Here is an 18,602-nt window from a genome sequence, read left to right on the forward strand (position 1 = left end):
CCGGCGATGGAATCCGAACTCGTGATCCTGCGGTCATCCGGCATAACGGTGTGGGATAAGGCCATCTCTTCCGCCCTCGCGAAAGGACAAGCGGTCGACATCGAGGCGCCGTCGCAGCTGGTCGCCAAGGACCTCAACCTGTACTTCGGGCGGACCCACGCCGTGAAGAACCTCTCGCTGTCGATCCCGACCAACCGCATTACCGCGATCATCGGGCCGTCAGGGTGCGGCAAGTCCACGTTCCTGCGTTCGATGAACCGCATGCACGAGGTTGTGCCGGGCGCCCGGATGGAGGGACAAGTGCTGCTGGACGGCGAGGACATCTACGCGCCGTCGGTGGATCCGGTCGAGATCCGGCGGCGGATCGGCATGGTGTTCCAGCGGCCCAATCCCTTTCCGACGATGTCGATCTACGAGAACGCGGTCTGCGGGCTGCGTCTTAACGGCGTTCGCGACCGCCGCGTGCTCGACGAGGTCGCGGAGCGCAGTCTCCGGCATGCCGCGCTGTGGGGCGAGGTCAAGGACGTCCTCGGCCGGCCGGGAACCAGCCTCTCGGGCGGTCAGCAGCAGCGGCTGTGCATCGCCCGCGCGCTGGCGGTGCAGCCCGAGGTGCTGCTGATGGACGAGCCGGCGTCCGCGCTGGACCCGGTCTCGACGCTGAAGATCGAGGAGCTGGCGAAGACGCTGCGCGAGACCCTGACCATCGTCATCGTGACGCACAACATGCAGCAGGCCGCCCGGGTCTCCGACGGCACCGCCTTCATGCTGCACGGCGAGCTGATCGAGTACGGCCCCACGTCGGAGATGTTCACCCGGCCGCGCGAGAAGCAAACCGAGGACTACATCACCGGGCGCTTCGGTTAGATCGCGCGCGCCGAGCGATGCGCGGCGGTCGAGAGGAGCTGTTCTCCGGAAACGGGAAAACGTCCCCGACGGTCGCGGGGCCCGGGGGGGACGGCGCCATTCACACGCGCGAAACGTTTGACCGGGAACTGGCCGGTCTCCAGGACGACCTGCTCCGCATGGGTGCCCTTGTCGAAGAAGCGGTCCGCCGTTCCGTCGACGTCCTTCGTGCGCGCAGCACCCCGGGCGCAGAGGCAGTGATCGCCGCCGACAACGCCATCGACACGCTCCACCTCGAACTCGAAGAGCGCTGCCTCATGCTGATGGCCACCCAGCAGCCGATGGCCAAGGACCTCCGGACGATCGCCGCGATTTGGGCGATGACGATGGACCTCGAGCGCATCGGCGACCACGCGGAGGACATCGCGCGGGCCACGAAGCGGATGGCCGATCAGCCGCTCCTGAAGCCGCTGATCGACATTCCGCGGATGGCCGAGATGGTGCAGCGGATGCTGCGGACCGGGCTCGACGCGTTCGTGCAGCGCGACGTCAATTTGGCTCAGCGGATGGCCGCGGCGGACGATCAAGTCGACCATCTGTACGGCCAGGTCTTCCGCGAACTGCTCACCTACATGATCGAGGACCCGCACAACATCCAGCGCGCCACGCACCTGCTCTTCTCCGCGCAGGCGCTCGAGCGGATGGGCGACCACTGCACGAACATCGCCGAGCGCGTCATCTACATGGTCACGGGGACCCTGAAGGAATTGAACGTCTAGCCGGGCGCGGCGCGGCCCCCGGGATCCCTCCGGGGATTTTGCGGCGTTCGCGGCATCTTCGGCCGGGGGGAGCGGGAGGCGCAGGCCGTCCGCGGGAGGAAGCGGTTCGCGCCGCCGGGAACGTGCCTGTTGCCATGGCCGCTCCCGACTGTCGACGTCTCGCGGAAGCACACCAGGACGAACTCGTGGCCCTTGCCCGCGATCTCGTCCGCATCGACACCACGAACACCGGCCTGATGCCGACCGGCAACGAGACCGAAGCCGCGAGGCATCTCGGGCGCGTGCTGCGCGAGGCCGGGATCGACTCCGAGGTCGACGGCCGGGTTCCCGAGCGCGGCAACATCGTCGCGCGTCTCCCCGGCCGCAGCGGGAAGACCGCGCTGGTGCTGGCGTCCCACACAGACGTCGTGCCGTCCGGCGATCCTGAGCAGTGGACCCATCCACCGTTCGGCGGCGCCGTCGAGGACGGTCACCTGCTGGGACGCGGGGCCGCGGACATGAAGGGCACCGTCGCGGCCCAGGCGATGGCGCTCGTCCTCTTGAAGCGGTCCGGCGCCGCGCTCGCGCACGGCGTCAGCTTCGTGTGCGTGGCCGACGAAGAGGCCGGCGGATCGTACGGGATGGGATGGGTCGCGCGCGAGCGGCCGGACTGGATCCGCGGCGGCCTGTGCCTCGACGAGGGCGGCGGCTTCTTTATCCCCGTCGACGGCCGCGACTGGTGCGTGCTCGGCGTCGGCGAGAAGGGCCGCTTCGAGATCGGCGCCACCTTCCACGGGCGCGGCGCGCACGCCGCCCGGCCGTGGCAGGGCGACAACGCGTTCTACAAGGCCGCGGCGGCCCTCGAGCGCCTCCGGGTCTACGAGCCGGAGCGCGATACGAGCGGCCCGATCTTCAACGCGGTCAGCCGCCTCGTGGGACCCGTCGTGCCCTCGAACGTCGACGCCGTCATCGCGCGCCTCGGCACATCGAGTCCGCGCCTCGCCGATCACCTGCGTCAGGTCTCGCGTATGCTCGTCACGCCGACGCTGATCGCGGGGGGCGTGAAGTCCAACAGCGTCCCGGACGTCTGCCGGCTGACCTGCGACGTACGCGCGCTGCCTCACCAAGGGCCGTCGTACGTCCAAGCGCAGGCGCAGCGCCTGCTCGGCGAGGCGGACGTGCGCGTCGACCAGACCGCCGTCGCCAACACATCGCCGGCGGGCGAGCCGCTGCTCGCGACCCTGACGGACGTACTGCGGCGCAATCTCGGCCGCCCGGTCGAGGTGGTGGCCAGCCTCAGCGGCGGCTTTACCGACTCGCGGTTCGTTCGGGAGATCGGCGTCCCGGCATACGGCTTCTCGCCGGGACACCCCGACAGCGATCCGAGCCGCCACCACGCGCACGGGCCCAACGAAGCCGTCGCGATCCGCGACCTCGTGCTGCAGACCGCCGTGTATCTCGATCTCGCATACCGGTACGCCGGGGCCGCGTGAAGGGAGCCGATCGATGTTCACCGCCTTCGTGATGATTCAGGCGGAGCGGCGACGGATCCAGGACGTCGCCCGCCGGCTCGCCGAGATCCCCGGAGTGGAAGAGGTCTACTCGGTCACCGGTGAGTGGGACATCATCGCGATCCTCAAGCTGCACGACTACGAGGAGCTCGCGGATGCCGTCACGAGCCGGATGACGGACGTTCCCGGCATCGTCCGGACCAACACGCACCTGGCGTTCCGGGCGTTCCCGCAGTCGCTGCTGGAGCGGCCGTTCTCGCTCGGCCTGGAGGAGAAGCCGGAATGAGCGCGGTTGCCTCGCCTCCCGACCTCAGCGCCGCCCAGCTGATCGACATGCTGCGGATGATGTTGCGCATTCGCCAGTTCGAGCAGCGGGCGCTCGACCTGTACCGCGAGGGCGTCATGCGCGGCACGACGCACCCCTACATCGGAATGGAGGCCGTCGCCGTCGGCACGTGCGCGGCGCTGCGGCCGTCAGACCGCATCACGAGTACGCACCGCGGCCACGGCCACTGCCTCGCAAAGGGCGGGGATCCGCGGCTCATGATGGCGGAACTGTTGGGGCGCGCGGCGGGTTACTGCAAGGGGAAGGGTGGCTCGATGCACATCGCGGACGTCGCAGCCGGCATTCTCGGTGCCAACGGCATCGTCGGCGGCGGCATGGGTCTCGCGACGGGGGCGGCGCTCGCGACAAAGCTGGCGGGCCGCGACGACGTCGCGGTCTGCTTTTTCGGCGACGGCGCGCTCAACCAGGGTATCTTCCACGAGGCCGCCAACATGGCGGCGATCTGGCGGCTGCCGGTCGTCTATGTCTGCGAGAACAACCAGTACGCGATGTCCGCGCGCGCGGACCGCTTCACGTCGGTGCCGGATCCCTCCGTGCGCGCGGGCGCCTACGGCTTCCCGGGGTTGTCATGCGACGGCATGGACGCGCTGGCCGTCTACCAGACCGTGGGCGGCGCGGTGGCGCGGGCGCGGGCCGGCGGCGGGCCGTCGATGGTGGTCTGCGTGACCTACCGGTACCTCGGCCACCACGTCGGCGATCCGCTCAACTACCGCGACAAGGCCGAGGTCGAGGCCTGGCGTACCAAGGATCCGATCGAGCGGCTGAGCGCGGCGCTGATTGCGCGGCGGATTCTCTCGGCGGCCGACGTCGACGCGGTGCGGGCGGAGGTCGAGCGGGAGATCGACGACGCGGTCGTCTTCGCGAAGGCGAGCCCGGAGCCGGATCCGAGCACGCTCGCCGAGGACGTGTACGCATGAGCGCGGTCGAGACGCACGCGGGGACGCGGGTCCTGACCTACGCCGAGGCGCTCAACGAGGCGCTGCGCGAGGAGATGCGGCGCGACGCCCGCGTGTTCGTGATGGGCGAGGACGTGGCGGTGTGGGGCGGCGGCGGCGTCTTCGGCGTGACGCGGGGTCTGGTCGAGGAGTTTGGCGCGGACCGCGTCCGCGACACGCCGATTTCGGAAGAGGCCATCGCGGCGCTCGCGGTCGGCGCGGCGATGGCCGGGGCGCGGCCGGTGGTGGAGTTCATGTACGCGGACTTCATGACGCTCGCGATGGAGCCGGTCGTCAACCAGGCGGCCAAGATCCGCTACATGTTCGGCGGCAAGGCACGCGTGCCGGCCGTCTTCCGCGCCCAGGAGGGCGCGGGCCGCGGCAACGCGGCGCAGCACTCCCAGTCTCTGGAAGCCTGGTTCTGCCACATTCCCGGCCTCAAGGTTGTGACCCCCAGCACGCCGGCCGACGCGAAGGGCCTCCTGATCTCGGCGATCCGCGACGACAATCCGGTCGTGTTCCTCGAGCACAAGATGCTGTACAACACGAAGGGTCCGGTCCCGGCCGGCGAGCACACCGTGCCGCTCGGCGTGGCGGACCGCAAGCGCGAAGGCCGGCACGTCACCGTCGTGGGAGTGCATACGATGGTGTTCAAGGCCCTGCAGGCCGCGGAGCAGCTCGCCGGCGAGGGCATCGAGCTCGAGGTGATCGATCCGCGGACGCTCGTCCCGCTCGACATCGATACGATCGTCGAGTCCGTTCAAAAAACGGGCCGGCTCATCGTTACGCACGAAGCGTACGAGCGGGGCGGCATCGGCGGCGAGATCGTGGCGCAGGTCGTTGCCCGGGCGTTCGACGCGCTCGACGCGCCGCCGGTGCGCCTCTGCGCCGCGAACGTCCCGGTGCCCTACAGCGGAGTCTTGGAAGCGGCCGCGCTTCCCCAGGTGGACGGCATTGTCGCCGCGGCGCGCGCGCTGATGGCCTGATCGTCTGATGGCGACGCAGGTCGTGCTTCCGAAACTCGGCCTGACCCAGGAAGAAGGCACGGTCGTCCGCTGGGTCAAGACCGAGGGCAGCCGGGTCGCCAAGGGCGAGCCGCTCTTCGAAGTCCTGACGGACAAGGCGACGATCGAGGTCGAAGCCCCGGCCTCCGGGATCCTGCTGCAGATCCTGGTCCCGGAAGGGACGACTGCTCCGGTGGCGACGCCGATCGCCGTGATCGGCGAGCCCGGCGAGCGTATCGCGGCTGCGGCGCGGCCTGCGCCGGCGGAATCCGGCGCGGCGCCTGTTCGCGCCCTGCCGGCCGCTCAGGCGGCTCCCGCCGGTGTCGCCGCCGGCGGTGTTCCCGTGCGGGACGGACGAGTCCGGGTGTCTCCCCGGGCGCGGGCGCTCGCCGAGTCGCATGGGATCGATCTGCGCGCGCTCCGGGGAAGCGGGCCCGACGGCCGCATCGTCGAGCGCGACGTGCAGCGGGCGATCGACGGCGCGCAGCGCGGCGCGGCGCCCCCGGCCCGGACGATTTCGGCGGTGACCGCGACGCCGGCGGGGCCGCCCGTTCCGTCCGTGGTCTCCGCGCGCCTCCGGACCATCATCGCGCGGCGGATGACGGAGAGCCTGCGCGAGGCGGCGCAGCTGACGCTGACGACCGAGGCCGACATGGCGGACGCGACCCGCCTGCGCGACGAGGTGGGCGCGGAACTCGAGCGGCGCGGCGGCGTGCGGCCAACGTACACGGACCTGGTCGTGCGGGCCGCGGCGATTGCGCTGCGCGATCATCCACGACTGAACGCCCGGTGGACCGGCGACGGCGTGCGCCTCCAGGCCGATATTCATATCGGCGTGGCCGTCGCGCTCGACGAAGGACTCGTCGTGCCGGTGGTCCGCCACGCCGACCGTGCGACGCTCGCTCAGATCTCGACCGCGGTGCGCGACCTGTCGGCGCGCGCGCGGACGTCCCGCCTCAAGCCGCCGGAGATGGAGGGCGGCACGTTCACGGTCACCAACCTCGGCATGTACGATGTCGATGCGTTCACACCGATCCTCAACCCGCCCGAGGCCGCGATTCTTGGCGTGGGCCGCGTGCACAGGCGCCCGGCCGCCGTGGCAGACCGGGTGGAGGTCCGGCCGGTAATGGTGCTGTCGCTGACGTTCGACCACCGCGTCGTGGACGGCGCGCCGTCGGCGCAGTTCCTGCAGCGGGTCAAGCAGATGCTCGAGCACCCGTACCTGCTCCTGCTTCCGTAGCGCAGCGCACCGTGCGGGCGCCGCGCCGGCGCCTCGCTACGCAGCCGTTTTTTCCGGAGGGACGCGATGGAACTACCTCTGACCCCGCTCGAGTTCGCGCGCCGGGCGCGCGCGTTATACGGGACGCGCGAGGCCGTAGTCGACGGCGACCGGCGGCTGACCTACGAGGAGTTCTTCAGCCGGTGCGACCGCTGGTCGAGCCGCCTGCAGGCGTTCGGGGTGCGGCCCGGCGACCGCGTCGCCTATATCGCGCCCAACACCCCGGAGCTGCTGGAGGCCTTTTACGCGGTGCCGCAGATCGGCGCGGTGGTGGTGCCGATCAACTACCGGCTCGCGGCGGACGATTTCGAATACATCATCAACCACAGCGGCGCGCGGATCGTCTGCGCCGCGGCGGAGCATCTCGCGGCGGTCGACGGGATCCGGGCCCGGCTCGAGAACGTGAGGCAGTTCGTGGCGCTTGACGGTCCCGCCGACGGGTGGCTGGACTACGACGGCCTCGTGGCCCAGTCGGACGCCGAGTTCACGCGGCCGGAGATCGCGGAGGGCGATCTCATCAGCATCAACTATACGAGCGGGACGACCGCCCGGCCGAAGGGCGTCATGATGACGCACCGCAATACCTACATGAACGTCGTGGGGACGCTCGCGCACGTCCACATGACGCCCGCAGAGCGCTACCTGTGGACGCTCCCGATGTTCCACTGCAACGGCTGGACGTTTGTCTGGATCGTCACGGCGGTCGGCGGCGCGCACTTGTGTCTCCGGCGCGTGGAGCCCGACCAGGTTTTCGCGCTCTGCCGCGCCGAGCGCGCGACGATGATGTGCGCGGCGCCGACGGTGCTGATCCGGCTCGCGAACGCGCCGGAAGATCTGCGCCGCGGCATCCCCGAGGGCATCCGGGTGGTGACCGCGGGGGCGCCGCCGGCGGCGGCCACGATCGGGCGCATCGAGGGCGACCTCGGGTGGGAGATCATCCACGTCTACGGCCTCACCGAAACGTCGCCGTTCATCACGATCAGCGAGCCGCGTCCGGAGCACGCCGCGCTGTCCCCGGAGGCGCGCGCGGCCGTGAAGGCGCGGCAGGGCGTGGAGTTGTTCTCGTCGGGCGAGTTGCGGGTAGTGGATCCGGACGCCCGCGAAGTCCCGCGGGACGGCCGCACGGTGGGGGAGATCGTCGTGCGCGGCAACGTGGTGATGAAGGGCTACTTCAACGATCCGGAGGCGACGGCCAAGGCGTTCGCCGGCGGCTGGTTCCACACCGGCGACGCGGCGGTCGTGCATCCCGACGGCTACGTGGAGATCCGCGACCGCATCAAGGACATCATCATCAGCGGCGGCGAGAACATCTCGTCCGTCGAGGTCGAGGCGGCGCTGCTCCGCCATCCGGCGGTCCAGGAAGCCGCCGTTGTGGGTCTGCGAGATGAGCAGTGGGGTGAGGCGCCGCACGCGTTCGTGGTGCTGAAGGCGGGACAGACCGCGTCCGAGGCGGACCTGCGAGAGTTCGCCCGCGGGGCGCTTGCGCACTTCAAAGTACCGCGAGCGTTCCACTTCGTCGAAGACCTGCCGAGAACGGCGACAGGCAAGATTCAGAAGTACGCGCTGCGAGGCTCCAAAGCCGCGATCGCGCGGCAGTAGTCGCCGGCGCGGTTACCTAAGACAGCACAGCGGCCGGGGCATTCGGCCCCGGCCGCCGTGGACGAGTGTCGCGTCTTGTCGTCGTGCTTACGAGCCGCTGCCGTCGGCGGGCGGCGCCTGGACCTGGGGCGGCGGTGGCGTGTAGACATTGTTGTTGCACGCAAACGCGGCCGTCGCCGCAATCGCGACCGCGGCCACCGCGATCAACGCGGTGAACAGTCTCAACATGACGGGCCTCCTTCCGCGACCTCCCTGAGGGGGGGAAAGTCTGGGGATTCTCGCGACGCCGTTCTTCGTGTTACGGGGAAGTCCTGCTCGCCGGCCGGCCCCAGGGTGGTCGTGCCCTGAGATGTTACAATGAGGGCCCAATGCGGTTTCGGCCGGAAGTCGACTATTACGAGATCCTTCAGGTCCACCCTCGTGCCTCGGCGGAGATGGTCAAGAAGGCCTACCGCACGCTCATGGGCGAGATGGGCGGGCACCCGGACCTCGGCGGGGACGAAGAGCGCGCGAAAGCGATCAACGAGGCCTACTCGGTCCTCGGCGACCCGGACCTCCGGCGCGCCTACGACCAAGCCCGTGCCCGGACGGCGCCGAGAGGGTACGATGGAGGATTCGGAGCCGGAACCCCGGGCCGGCCCACCTGGCAGGGCCCGGCCGCCGCGGGACGAGGCCCGGGCGGCGAACTCGAGCACTGGGCCGTGTTCGTGACCAAGGTGATGTACTCGGCCATCGTGGTCGTCGCGGGCATGATGATCGCCCGCATCGTCAAGAGTCCGACGATCGATCTCGCCGATATGGTGGCGACACTGGCCGTCCTCTTCCGGATCTGGCAGCAGACCGGCGGCGCCCGCTAGGGCGCACGTTTGTAAGAGGTCGGCGCGGCAACGCGGCGAAAGACCGCAATCTCATATCAAGATCACTTGTGAGGAGGAATCGGCCGATGCTTCTCGTGTTCATGCTGCTTGCCGGGCTGATTCTCGCGATGACCGGGCATTTGATCCTGCGGTAGATCGCGTCCGGTTCGCAAGGCGAATGCGACGCGCCTTGTGCGTGGTGTCTAGAGCACCGGCACCGCCGCGCGCCATGAGGTCGCCGTTTCATACGCCGCGGCGAGCCGTAGAACGGTCACTTCATCGAACGGCCGGCCGCCAAGCTGCAGCCCGAGCGGCAGCCCCGCGTTGGTGAATCCACACGGCACCGTGACGCTCGGGAAGCCAAGGAAGCTGAACGGCCGGTTGTAGACCGGCGATCCGGTGCTGGCAAGGCCCGCCGGCGCGGGCCCCGGCGCCGATGGCGTGGCGAGCACGTCCACCGTCTGCAGCAGGCCGCGCATCTCTTCGATCAGCAGCGTCCGGATCTGCTGCGCGCGCAGGTAGGCGGGCGCCGGGACGTGGAAGCCCGTTTCGATGATCGCACGGAGCCTGTGTCCGTAGTCGTCAGGGCGCGCGCGGTAAGTGTCGGCGTGGACGGCCGCGGCCTCGGTGTTGTGGATGATCTCGTGGGCGTCCATCGCCGCCTCGAACAGGTCCGGCAGCCGGACGTTCTCCACGCGGCAGCCGACGTCGCCGAGCACCCGCAGCGCCTCGCGGTACGCGGTCGCGCCCTCCGGGTCGAGGTTCTCGTTGAAGTAGCGGTCCGGCACACCGACCCGCAGTCCCCGGACGGCCGCGTCGCTCGCGCGCGCGTCGTCGAGCTCATCCGCGGCGCGGGCCGCGGACGGCGCGGCGACTGTGCTGGGGTCGTTCGGATCCGGCCCGGCGATCGCGTCGAACAGCATCGCGACGTCGTGAACGGTGCGGGCCATCGGGCCCGGGTGGTCGAGCGTCCACGCGAGCGGATGCACGCCGTAGCGGCTTACGCGGCCGAACGTCGGCTTGAGCCCAACGACACCGCAGAACGCGGACGGCCGGCAGATCGATCCGGACGTTTGGCTGCCGAGCGCGCCCTGGCACATCCGCGCCGCGAGCGCGGCGGCCGAGCCGCTGCTCGACCCGCCCGGCGTGTTCCCGAGCGCCCACGGGTTGCGGGCGGGCGATGGATCGAAGGACGCGAATTCCGTCGTGTGCGTCTTACCCACGATGACGGCGCCGGCGCGCCGCAGGCGGGCGACGGCCGTCGCATCGTACGCGGGCGTAAACCCCGCCATGATCTTCGAGCCGCACGACGTCTCCACGCCCTCGGTATAGAAGATGTCCTTGACGCCGATCGGAATGCCGCGCAGCGCGCCGCCGGTCGCCTTGCGGGCCGCGGCGCGCGCGTCGTCGGCGCGGACGCGCGCCCACGCGTGGACGCGCGGATCCACGCGTTCGATGCGGTCGAGCGTTGCGTCGAGCAGTTCGCCCGGCGAGAGGCGTCCCGCCGCGATCGCGGCGGCGGCCTCGCTGAGGGAGAGCTCCCAGGGCAGGCTCATCCGGACGGGGTTACGGACGCGGGGCGGGGCCGGCTAGGCGTCGCCGCGGTAGAGCCGCGGCGCTCCGGCCGGCTCCGTCTCGCGCGGCACCGGTGTCGCGCCGACGCGCTCGATGCGCTGTTTGGTAACGGTCCACTCCTCTTCGAACCGCTCTCCGTGATCGGGCAGTCGCAGCAGCGCGTGGATGCCGCCCGGCTTGGACGGGTGGTCCCGATGCGACGAACCCTCGTGATGCATACAAGGGGGTTGGCGCGGAGGGCGGAAACCTCCTTCCCGTGACCCAAGCAGCCCCGCGCGATGCGGAGCGCCCTCTCGTGCTCGCGCTCGACCTCGGCAGCGGATCGCTTCGGGCGATCGTATACGACCGCCTCGGTCGCGAGGTGGCCGGTACAGAAGGGCGGGCGCCGACCGTATGGCGGCACACACCGGACGGCGGCGTCGAGGCCGATGCCGACGCGCTCGTCGCCGGCGCCTGCGCGGCGATCGACCGGGCGATGGCCGGCGCGGGCCCCACCGCCGCGGAGATCCGGGCGGTGGGAATTTCCACGTTTTGGCACAGCGTGCTCGGCGTAGACGGCCACGGCCGTCCTGTGACGCCGCTGTATTCGTGGGCGGACGGGCGCAGCCGCGCCGCCGTCCGCGTCCTCCGCGCGCGCCTCGACGAGGAGACGGTGCGGCGGCGCACCGGATGCGTCTTCCACACGAGTTACCTGCCGGCGCGCCTGCTGTGGCTGCGGACGGAGCGGCCGGGCGCCTTCGCCTCGGCGCGCACGTGGCTCGGCATCGGAGAATACCTGACGCTGCGTCTGTTCGGACGCGCCGCGTGCAGCATCTCGATGGCGTCCGGAACCGGCATGCTCGACCTCCGGCGCTGCGACTGGGACGGTGAGGTCCTCGCGGCGCTGGGACTTTCCCCCGAACGGCTCTCGCCGCTCGTGGATCTCGATGCGCCGTTTGCCGGACTTAGCGCCGAGTATGCGACGCGCTGGCCGGCGCTCGCCCGGATTCCCTGGCTGCCCGCGGCGGGGGACGGCGCGCTCAGCAACATCGGGACCGGCTGCTCCGAGCGCGGGCGGGCGGCGCTGAGCCTCGGCACGTCCGGGGCGCTCCGCGTGATGTGGCCGGGCGACGTGCCTGAGGTGCCGCGGGCGCTGTGGGTGTACCGCGCCGACCGGCGACGCGTGCTGACCGGCGGGGCCGTGACCAACGGCGGCAGCGTCTACCGGTGGATGCTCGACACGCTCGCGCTCGGCGATCCGTCCGGCATCGAATCCGCGCTGCTCGAGCGCGCGCCGGACGCGCACGGCCTTACGGTCCTGCCGTTTTTCTCGGGCGAGCGCAGTCCGGATTGGCCGGTCTCGTCGTGCGGCGCGGTGTTCGGCCTCACCGCATCGACGCGGCCGCTCGATCTGTTGCAGGCCGGACTCGAGGCGGTGGCCTACCGGCTCGCGACCGTCTGGGACGCGCTGGGCGCGGCGGCGCCGGACATCCGGGAGATCGTGGCGAGCGGCGGCGCGCTGGCCCACCTGCCGGCGTGGCTGCGAATCTTCGCGGATGTGTTCGCGCACGACATCGTGCGATCCGCGGAAGACGAGGGCAGCAGCCGGGGCGCCGCGCTGCTCGCGCTCGAGGCGCTCGGCGCGGCGCGGATTGAGGAGATGCCGGTCCCCCGTGCCGCCACGGTCCGTGCGGACGCGGCGCGCCACGCCGTCTACCAAGACGCGCGCGCGCGCCACGCCCGCGTCGAACGGTCGCTCGAGACGCGGCGCGCCGAGGGGACGGCGTAACGGCACCGCGTCGGGCCAGGCAGGACTTCCAACCTCCGGCTGAAACCCCGGCAGCGCGTCGGCTCGTGGCGGAGGGCGCCCGAGGGGGGATTCACGCCGTGACAGCCGGCGCTCTGCAATCGTAGAATAGGCGTTGACGGCCGCGAGTCCCGGCAATCATGGAACAATAACAGTGACGCGCAGCCTGTACCGCGGGTACCGCGTGCGCCACAACGGCCTCCGGGAGTAGAGTATGCCGACCGGCACGCAGACCATCGATCAACTCTGCATCAACACGATCCGGACCCTGTCGATCGACGCGGTCCAGAAGGCCAATTCCGGCCACCCGGGTGCGCCGATGGACGCAGCGCCGATGGCCTACCTGCTGTGGACCCGGCACATGCGCTACAGTCCGAAGGATCCGGACTGGCCCGACCGCGACCGGTTCGTGCTGTCGGCCGGTCACGCCAGCATGCTGCTGTACAGCATGCTGCATCTGACCGGATACGACCTGACGCTCGACGACATCAAGCAGTTCCGCCAGTGGGGCAGCCGCACGCCCGGTCACCCCGAGCGCCGCTGCGCGCCCGGCGTCGAGGTGAGCACCGGACCGCTCGGCCAGGGGTTCGGGAACGCGGTGGGGATGGCCATCGCGGAGCGCTGGCTCGCGGCGCGGTTCAACCGGCCCGGGCATGCGATCGTCGACCACCGGACGTACGTGATCGCGAGCGACGGAGATTTAATGGAAGGCGTGGCCGCGGAGGCGGCGTCGCTCGCCGGGCACCTCCGGCTTGGACGCCTGATCGTGCTCTACGATGCCAACCAGGTGAGTCTGTCGGGGACGACGTCCGTCACGTTTGACGAAGACGTCGGCCGCCGGTTCGAGGCATACAACTGGCACGTCCAGCACGTCGACGACGGCAACGATCTGGAGGCCCTCGAGCGCGCGATCGCGGCGGCCGCGGCGGAGGAGTCCAAGCCGTCGCTCATCGCGGTGCGCACCCACCTTGGCTTCGGCAGCCCGCACAAGCAAGATTCGTTCGAGGCGCACGGCAACCCGCTCGGCGAGGACGAGGTCAAGGCGACGAAGCGCGCCTACGGTTGGCCGGAGGACAAGACATTCTACATTCCGGCCGACGCGCTCGAGGTGTTCAGGCGCGCGGTGCCGCGCGGCGAGGGGCTTGCCGCGGAGTGGCGGAGGCGGATGGACGCGTACCGCCGCGCGTTTCCGGACCTGGCCCGCGAGTTCGACCAGGCGCTTGCGGGCCGGCTGCCGGACGGCTGGGAGTCCAAACTTCCGTCCTTCGGCGCGGCGGAGAAGCCGATGGCGACCCGCGACGCGTCGGGCAAAGTGATGAACGCGCTCGCGCCCCTCGTGACCAACCTCGTCGGCGGCTCGGCGGACCTGGACCCGTCCACGATGACCCAACTCAAGGGCGAGGGCGACTTCGAAAGTCCCGACGCGCCGCACGACGGCGTTCAGGGTGCGTCCGGCGGCCCGTGGAGCTATGCCGGCCGCAACGTGCACTTCGGCGTCCGCGAACACGCGATGGGCGCCGCGCTCAACGGAATGGCCGCGCACGGCGGCGTCCGGCCGTACGGTGCGACGTTCCTTGTTTTCTCTGACTACATGCGCCCGAGCGTGCGCCTCGCCGCGCTCTCGGACCTCGACGCGATCTACGTGTGGACCCACGACAGCGTCGGCCTCGGCGAGGACGGACCGACGCACCAGCCCATCGAGCACCTGGCGAGCCTGCGGGCGATTCCGAATCTGGTCGTGCTGCGGCCCGCGGACGCCAACGAAACCGTGGAAGCATGGCGCGCGGCCCTGCGCCGCACCGGCGGGCCGACCGCGATCGTCTGCTCGCGCCAGAAGCTCCCCGTGCTCGACCGCGGCACGCTCGCGCCGGCGGCGGGCGCCGCCCGGGGCGCGTACGTGCTGGCGGATGCCGCCGGGAAGGACGGGGGCCGGAAACCCGAACTGATCCTGATCGCCACCGGCTCCGAGGTGCCGCTCGCCCTCGAGGCGCACCAGCGGCTCGCGGCGGACGGCGTGCACTGCCGCGTCGTGTCGATGCCGTCGTGGGAGCTGTTCGAAGCGCAGCCGAAGGAGTACCGCGACCAGGTGCTGCCGCCGGACGTCCGCGCGCGGGTGAGCGTCGAAGCCGCGGCGACGTTCGGGTGGGACCGGTGGGTCGGCGCCGAAGGCACGATCATCGGGATCGACCGGTTCGGCGCGTCCGCGCCCGGTCCCACGGTGCTGAAAGAATTCGGATTCACGGTCGAGCATGTCGTGGCGGCGGGCAGAGCGTCGCTTGAACGCACCCGCACCGCCGAGACAGGGAGGGCACTGCGATGACCGACAGCACTCGCGGCGCGAAGGGCGGCGCCGATCCGATCCGGGCGCTCCTCGACGCCGGGCAGAGCGTCTGGCTCGACTTCATGCACCGGGGCATTTTGAAATCGGGCGAGCTCCGCCGTCTCGTCGAGACGGGCATTCGCGGCGTGACGAGCAACCCAACGATCTTCGAGAAGGCGATTACCGGCAGCCACGACTACGACGAGCAGATCTCGAAGCTCGCCGCCGAGGGTAAGAGTACGACGGAGATCTACGAAGCGGTCGTCGTCGACGACATACGCGGGGCCGCCGATACGCTGCGCCCGGTGTTCGACGCGACGGGCGGCGCGGACGGGTTCGTGTCGATCGAAGTTTCTCCACTCCTCGCGCACGACACGCCGGGCACGATCCAGGAAGTGCGGCGCTGGAACAGCCTGATCACCCGGCCGAACGTCATGGTCAAGATCCCGGGGACGCCGGAGGGCTACCCGGCGATCGAGGAGATGATCGCGGAAGGCCGGCATATCAACATCACGTTGTTGTTCTCCATCGAGGCCTACCGCCGCGTCCAGGAGGCGTACCTCCGCGGGCTCGAGCGCCGGGTCGCCGCGGGCGAGCCCGTTCATCAGGTCGCGTCCGTCGCGAGCTTCTTCGTGAGCCGGATCGACACGGAAGCGGACAAGCGGTTGGAGGCGCGCGCCGCGGCGGCTCCGCCCGAACAGGCCGAGACCCTCCGGGCGCTGCGCGGCAAGGTGGCCGTGGCCAACGCCAAGCTCGCGTACCGCCTGTACCAGCAGACCTTCACCGGCGCGCGGTGGCAGGCGCTCGCGGGCCGGGGCGCCCGGGTCCAGCGGCCGCTGTGGGCCAGCACCAGCACCAAGAACCCGGCGTACCCGGACCTGCTGTATGTCGAGACGCTCGTCGGCCGCGACACCATCAACACCCTGCCGCCGCAGACGATCGAAGCGCTGCGGGACCACGGGCGGGTCGTGCCCGACGCCGTGACGCGGGGTGTCGATGAGGCGGACCGCGTGTTCGCCAAGCTGCGCGAGGTCGGGCTCAGCATCGACGCGGTCACGCAGGCCGTCCTCGACGCCGGCGTGCAATCGTTCGCGGATTCGTTCAACCAGCTGACGAAGGCGATCGCCTCGCGGTCGCAGGACGTCAAGGCGGGAGGGCGCCGGTGAAGGTCGGGTTCGTCGGTTTCGGACGAATGGGCGGCAACATGGTCACCCGCCTCTTGCAGCGCGGGCACACGATCTCGGTGTTTGCGCGCCGGGCCGAGGTCCGGGCCGAGGTGAAGGCCCACGGCGCGACCCCGGCCGCCTCGATCGCCGAACTGGTCGGCCAGCTACAGCCGCCGCGCATCGTGTGGATGATGGTTCCGTCGGGCGATCCGGTGGAACAGACGATCGCGGAGCTGACGCCGCTGCTTCAGAAGGGTGACGTCATCGTGGACGGCGGCAACTCCAACTACCGCGACTCGATCCGGCGCGCGGCGGCCGCCAAGGCGAAGGGACTCCAGTACATCGACGCCGGCACGAGCGGCGGCATCTGGGGCCTGGAGGTCGGCTACTGCATGATGGTCGGCGGTGATCCGGAACCGGTTAAGATGCTCGAGCCGGTGTTCCGCGACCTCGCGCCCGAGGACGGCTACCTGCACGCGGGCCCGAGCGGCGCCGGCCACTACGTGAAGATGATCCACAACGGCATCGAGTACGGGATGCTGCAGTCCTACGCCGAGGGCTTCGCGATCCTCCACGCCGCGCCGTTCCGGCTGGACCTCCGCAAGATCAGCACGCTGTGGAACCACGGCAGCGTCGTGCGATCCTGGCTGCTCGAGCTGGCCGAGCGGGCGTTTACGGGCGACCCCAACATGGAGACGATCCGCGGGTACGTCGAGGACTCCGGGGAAGGCCGCTGGACGGTGCAGGAAGCGATCGACCGCAACGTCCCGGCGCCGGTGATCACGCTCTCGCTGCTGCAGCGGCTGCGCTCCCGCGAGGACGAGGACTTCGGCGACAAGGTGATCGCGGCGCTGCGGAAGCAGTTCGGCGGCCACGCGACCAAGCCGAAGTAGCGGATGAGCACGGTCTCGGCCCAGTTCGCGCTGAGGGAAGGCCTGCGCCTGCGGCGCGTCCCGGACCCCTGCGCGGTCGTGATCTTCGGCGCCACCGGCGACCTCACGCACGACAAACTCATGCCGTCTTTGTACACGCTCGCGCGGCTCGGGATGGCGCCGCCGAACCTCACCGTCATCGGGGTCGCGCGCCGCCCGAAGACCGACGAAGTCTTCCGCGCCGAGATGGCGCAGGCGATCCTCGGCCCCTCGGCGGACGGCGGCGGGCAGCCGCTGTGGGAGGCGTTTGCGCAGGGCCTCTTTTACGTCCAGGCGGAGTTTCACGATTCCGAGGGCTACGCTCGCGTTCGCGCCGCGCTGGAGCGCGCCGACCAGGAGCGGGGGGCGTCCGGCAACCGCTTGTACTACCTCGCGACCGCGCCCGAGTTCTACGGCGACATCATCCAGCAGCTCGACCGGCACGGGCTCGTCGAGCGCGCGGGTTCGACCCGCGCGGGCGGCGACGGGCGGCGGCCGTGGACGCGCGCCATCGTGGAGAAGCCGTTCGGCCGAGACCTGAAGAGCGCGCAGGCGCTGAACCGGACGCTCCTGCGGGTCTTTCGGGAAGGCCAGATCTACCGCATCGACCACTACCTCGGCAAGGAAACCGTCCAGAACATCCTGGTCTTCCGGTTCGCCAACGGCATCTTCGAGCCGCTGTGGAACCAGCACTACATCGACCATGTACAGATCACCGTGGCCGAGTCGGGCGGCGTCGAGGACCGTGCCGGCTACTACGAGACCGCCGGCGTGGTGCGCGACATCGTCCAGAACCATATGGTGCAGCTGTTGACGCTGGTCGCCATGGAGGCGCCGGTGGCGATCGAACCGGACGAGGTGCGCAACGAGAAGGTGAAGGTGCTGCGCGCGGCCCGGCGCCTGACCGACGAGGACGTGCATTCCGAGGTGGCGCTCGGCCAGTACGCGGCGGGCGTCGTCGGCGGTCAGGACGTGCGCGGCTACCGGGCCGAACCGCGCGTGGCGCCGGATTCGCGGACGCCCACGTTCGTCGCGATGCGCCTCTTCCTCGACAACTGGCGGTGGGCCGGCGTGCCCTTCTACCTCCGCACCGGGAAGCGGCTGCCCAAGCGCGCCACCGAGATCGCCGTGCAGTTCAAGCAGGCGCCGCTGCCGCTTTTCTCCGGCGGCGGGGGGGAGCCGAATCTGCTGACGCTCAACATCCAGCCGGACGAAGGCATCGCGCTGCGGTTCATCGCGAAGGCTCCGGGGACCGCGATGAGCCTGCGTCCGGTGAACATGGGGTTCCAGTACGGCACCGCGTTCGGCGGCGAAGAATTGACCGCGTACGAGCGCCTCTTGCTCGACTGCATGCTCGGGGACCCGACGCTGTTCACGCGGCGCGACGAGGTCGAGGCCGCGTGGGAGCTGTTCGAACCCTTGCTGACGTGGTGGGACAAGACGGATCCTCCGCCGCCCGTGATGCCGTACGAGGCCGGGACCTGGGGACCGGAGGCGGCTCGCACGATCGTCGAGCGGGACGGACGGCGGTGGCGGAGGCTCTGAACGTCACCAGCGCGGCCGGCGTCCCCGAACGGGTCGACGTCGGCGCGATCGAGCGGGAGTTGCACCGCCTATGGTCCTCGCTCGACGCCGACGCCCAGCACTCCGCGGCCGGCGGCGGCGCGCAGGTCACGCGGATCTGCACGCTCACGCTGCTGGTGATCGTACGC

General features: G+C 70.5%; 18 protein-coding genes. 15 read left to right on the top strand and 3 right to left on the bottom strand.

Annotated features, from left to right (window positions below; genetic code table 11):
• The first annotated feature begins 6 nt into the window (after positions 1-6).
• The 8 genes from pstB (at position 7) to VFL28_02095 (ending at position 8,275) form a co-directional block, all read left to right on the top strand.
• Positions 7-864: a phosphate ABC transporter ATP-binding protein PstB gene (gene pstB, locus VFL28_02060; GenBank protein HET7263425.1), complete on the top strand. Its 858-nt coding sequence runs from the start codon at positions 7-9 to the stop codon at positions 862-864.
• A gap of 17 nt (positions 865-881) precedes the next feature.
• Complete coding sequence (phoU, locus tag VFL28_02065; GenBank protein HET7263426.1) at positions 882-1,622, top strand: phosphate signaling complex protein PhoU; 741 nt, start codon at positions 882-884, stop codon at positions 1,620-1,622.
• Positions 1,623-1,807: 185 nt separating this feature from the next.
• Positions 1,808-3,094 carry a M20/M25/M40 family metallo-hydrolase gene (locus VFL28_02070; protein ID HET7263427.1) on the top strand — a complete coding sequence of 429 codons (1,287 nt, stop codon included), beginning with the start codon at positions 1,808-1,810 and terminating at the stop codon, positions 3,092-3,094.
• A gap of 13 nt (positions 3,095-3,107) precedes the next feature.
• The gene (locus VFL28_02075; GenBank protein ID HET7263428.1) at positions 3,108-3,398 is read left to right on the top strand and encodes an Lrp/AsnC ligand binding domain-containing protein; all 291 of its coding nucleotides are present in this window, start codon (positions 3,108-3,110) and stop codon (positions 3,396-3,398) included.
• Positions 3,395-4,375 (top strand): thiamine pyrophosphate-dependent dehydrogenase E1 component subunit alpha, encoded by a 981-nt coding sequence (locus VFL28_02080; protein ID HET7263429.1) that lies wholly within the window; start codon positions 3,395-3,397, stop codon positions 4,373-4,375. The genes VFL28_02075 and VFL28_02080 overlap by 4 nt, the downstream gene beginning before the upstream one ends.
• Positions 4,372-5,379, top strand: coding sequence for an alpha-ketoacid dehydrogenase subunit beta (locus VFL28_02085; GenBank protein ID HET7263430.1), 1,008 nt, complete (start codon positions 4,372-4,374; stop codon positions 5,377-5,379). The genes VFL28_02080 and VFL28_02085 overlap by 4 nt, the downstream gene beginning before the upstream one ends.
• 7 nt (positions 5,380-5,386) lie before the next feature.
• A complete protein-coding gene (locus tag VFL28_02090; GenBank protein ID HET7263431.1) occupies positions 5,387-6,637 on the top strand; it encodes a dihydrolipoamide acetyltransferase family protein in 1,251 nt (416 codons plus the stop codon).
• Positions 6,638-6,703: 66 nt separating this feature from the next.
• A complete protein-coding gene (locus VFL28_02095; protein HET7263432.1) occupies positions 6,704-8,275 on the top strand; it encodes a long-chain-fatty-acid--CoA ligase in 1,572 nt (523 codons plus the stop codon).
• 87 nt (positions 8,276-8,362) lie between these two features.
• On the opposite strand, the gene VFL28_02100 is transcribed toward VFL28_02095, so the two are convergent.
• Entirely contained in the window at positions 8,363-8,503 is a 141-nt protein-coding gene (locus tag VFL28_02100; protein ID HET7263433.1) for a hypothetical protein, read from the bottom strand.
• Between the two features lie 140 nt (positions 8,504-8,643).
• On the opposite strand from VFL28_02100, the gene VFL28_02105 reads away from it, so the two are divergent.
• A complete protein-coding gene (locus tag VFL28_02105; protein HET7263434.1) occupies positions 8,644-9,132 on the top strand; it encodes a J domain-containing protein in 489 nt (162 codons plus the stop codon).
• 203 nt (positions 9,133-9,335) lie between these two features.
• On the opposite strand, the gene VFL28_02110 is transcribed toward VFL28_02105, so the two are convergent.
• Complete coding sequence (locus tag VFL28_02110; GenBank protein ID HET7263435.1) at positions 9,336-10,688, bottom strand: amidase; 1,353 nt, start codon at positions 10,686-10,688, stop codon at positions 9,336-9,338.
• A gap of 33 nt (positions 10,689-10,721) precedes the next feature.
• The gene (locus tag VFL28_02115; GenBank protein ID HET7263436.1) at positions 10,722-10,925 is read right to left on the bottom strand and encodes a hypothetical protein; all 204 of its coding nucleotides are present in this window, start codon (positions 10,923-10,925) and stop codon (positions 10,722-10,724) included.
• Between the two features lie 77 nt (positions 10,926-11,002).
• Here VFL28_02115 and VFL28_02120 point away from each other — a divergent pair, with 77 nt between their 5' ends.
• From VFL28_02120 to VFL28_02145, 6 genes are all read left to right on the top strand, one after another.
• Entirely contained in the window at positions 11,003-12,475 is a 1,473-nt protein-coding gene (locus VFL28_02120) for a gluconokinase (protein ID HET7263437.1), read from the top strand.
• A gap of 232 nt (positions 12,476-12,707) precedes the next feature.
• Positions 12,708-14,813, top strand: a complete 2,106-nt coding sequence (gene tkt, locus VFL28_02125; protein ID HET7263438.1) for a transketolase — start codon at positions 12,708-12,710, stop codon at positions 14,811-14,813.
• Positions 14,810-15,979 carry a transaldolase gene (gene tal / locus VFL28_02130; protein HET7263439.1) on the top strand — a complete coding sequence of 390 codons (1,170 nt, stop codon included), beginning with the start codon at positions 14,810-14,812 and terminating at the stop codon, positions 15,977-15,979. Before tkt ends, tal begins: the two co-directional genes overlap by 4 nt.
• On the top strand, positions 15,976-16,872 hold the full coding sequence (gene gnd, locus VFL28_02135; GenBank protein HET7263440.1) for a decarboxylating 6-phosphogluconate dehydrogenase: 897 nt from the start codon (positions 15,976-15,978) through the stop codon (positions 16,870-16,872). Before tal ends, gnd begins: the two co-directional genes overlap by 4 nt.
• Before the next feature lie 3 nt (positions 16,873-16,875).
• The gene (gene zwf / locus VFL28_02140; protein HET7263441.1) at positions 16,876-18,435 is read left to right on the top strand and encodes a glucose-6-phosphate dehydrogenase; all 1,560 of its coding nucleotides are present in this window, start codon (positions 16,876-16,878) and stop codon (positions 18,433-18,435) included.
• Positions 18,420-18,602, top strand: a 183-nt coding sequence (locus VFL28_02145; protein ID HET7263442.1) for a hypothetical protein, incomplete at its 3' end; no start/stop codon positions are given. The genes zwf and VFL28_02145, both read left to right, overlap by 16 nt.

Source organism: bacterium, assembly GCA_035691305.1.
In the GTDB taxonomy this organism is placed as follows: domain Bacteria; phylum Sysuimicrobiota; class Sysuimicrobiia; order Sysuimicrobiales; family Segetimicrobiaceae; genus DASSJF01.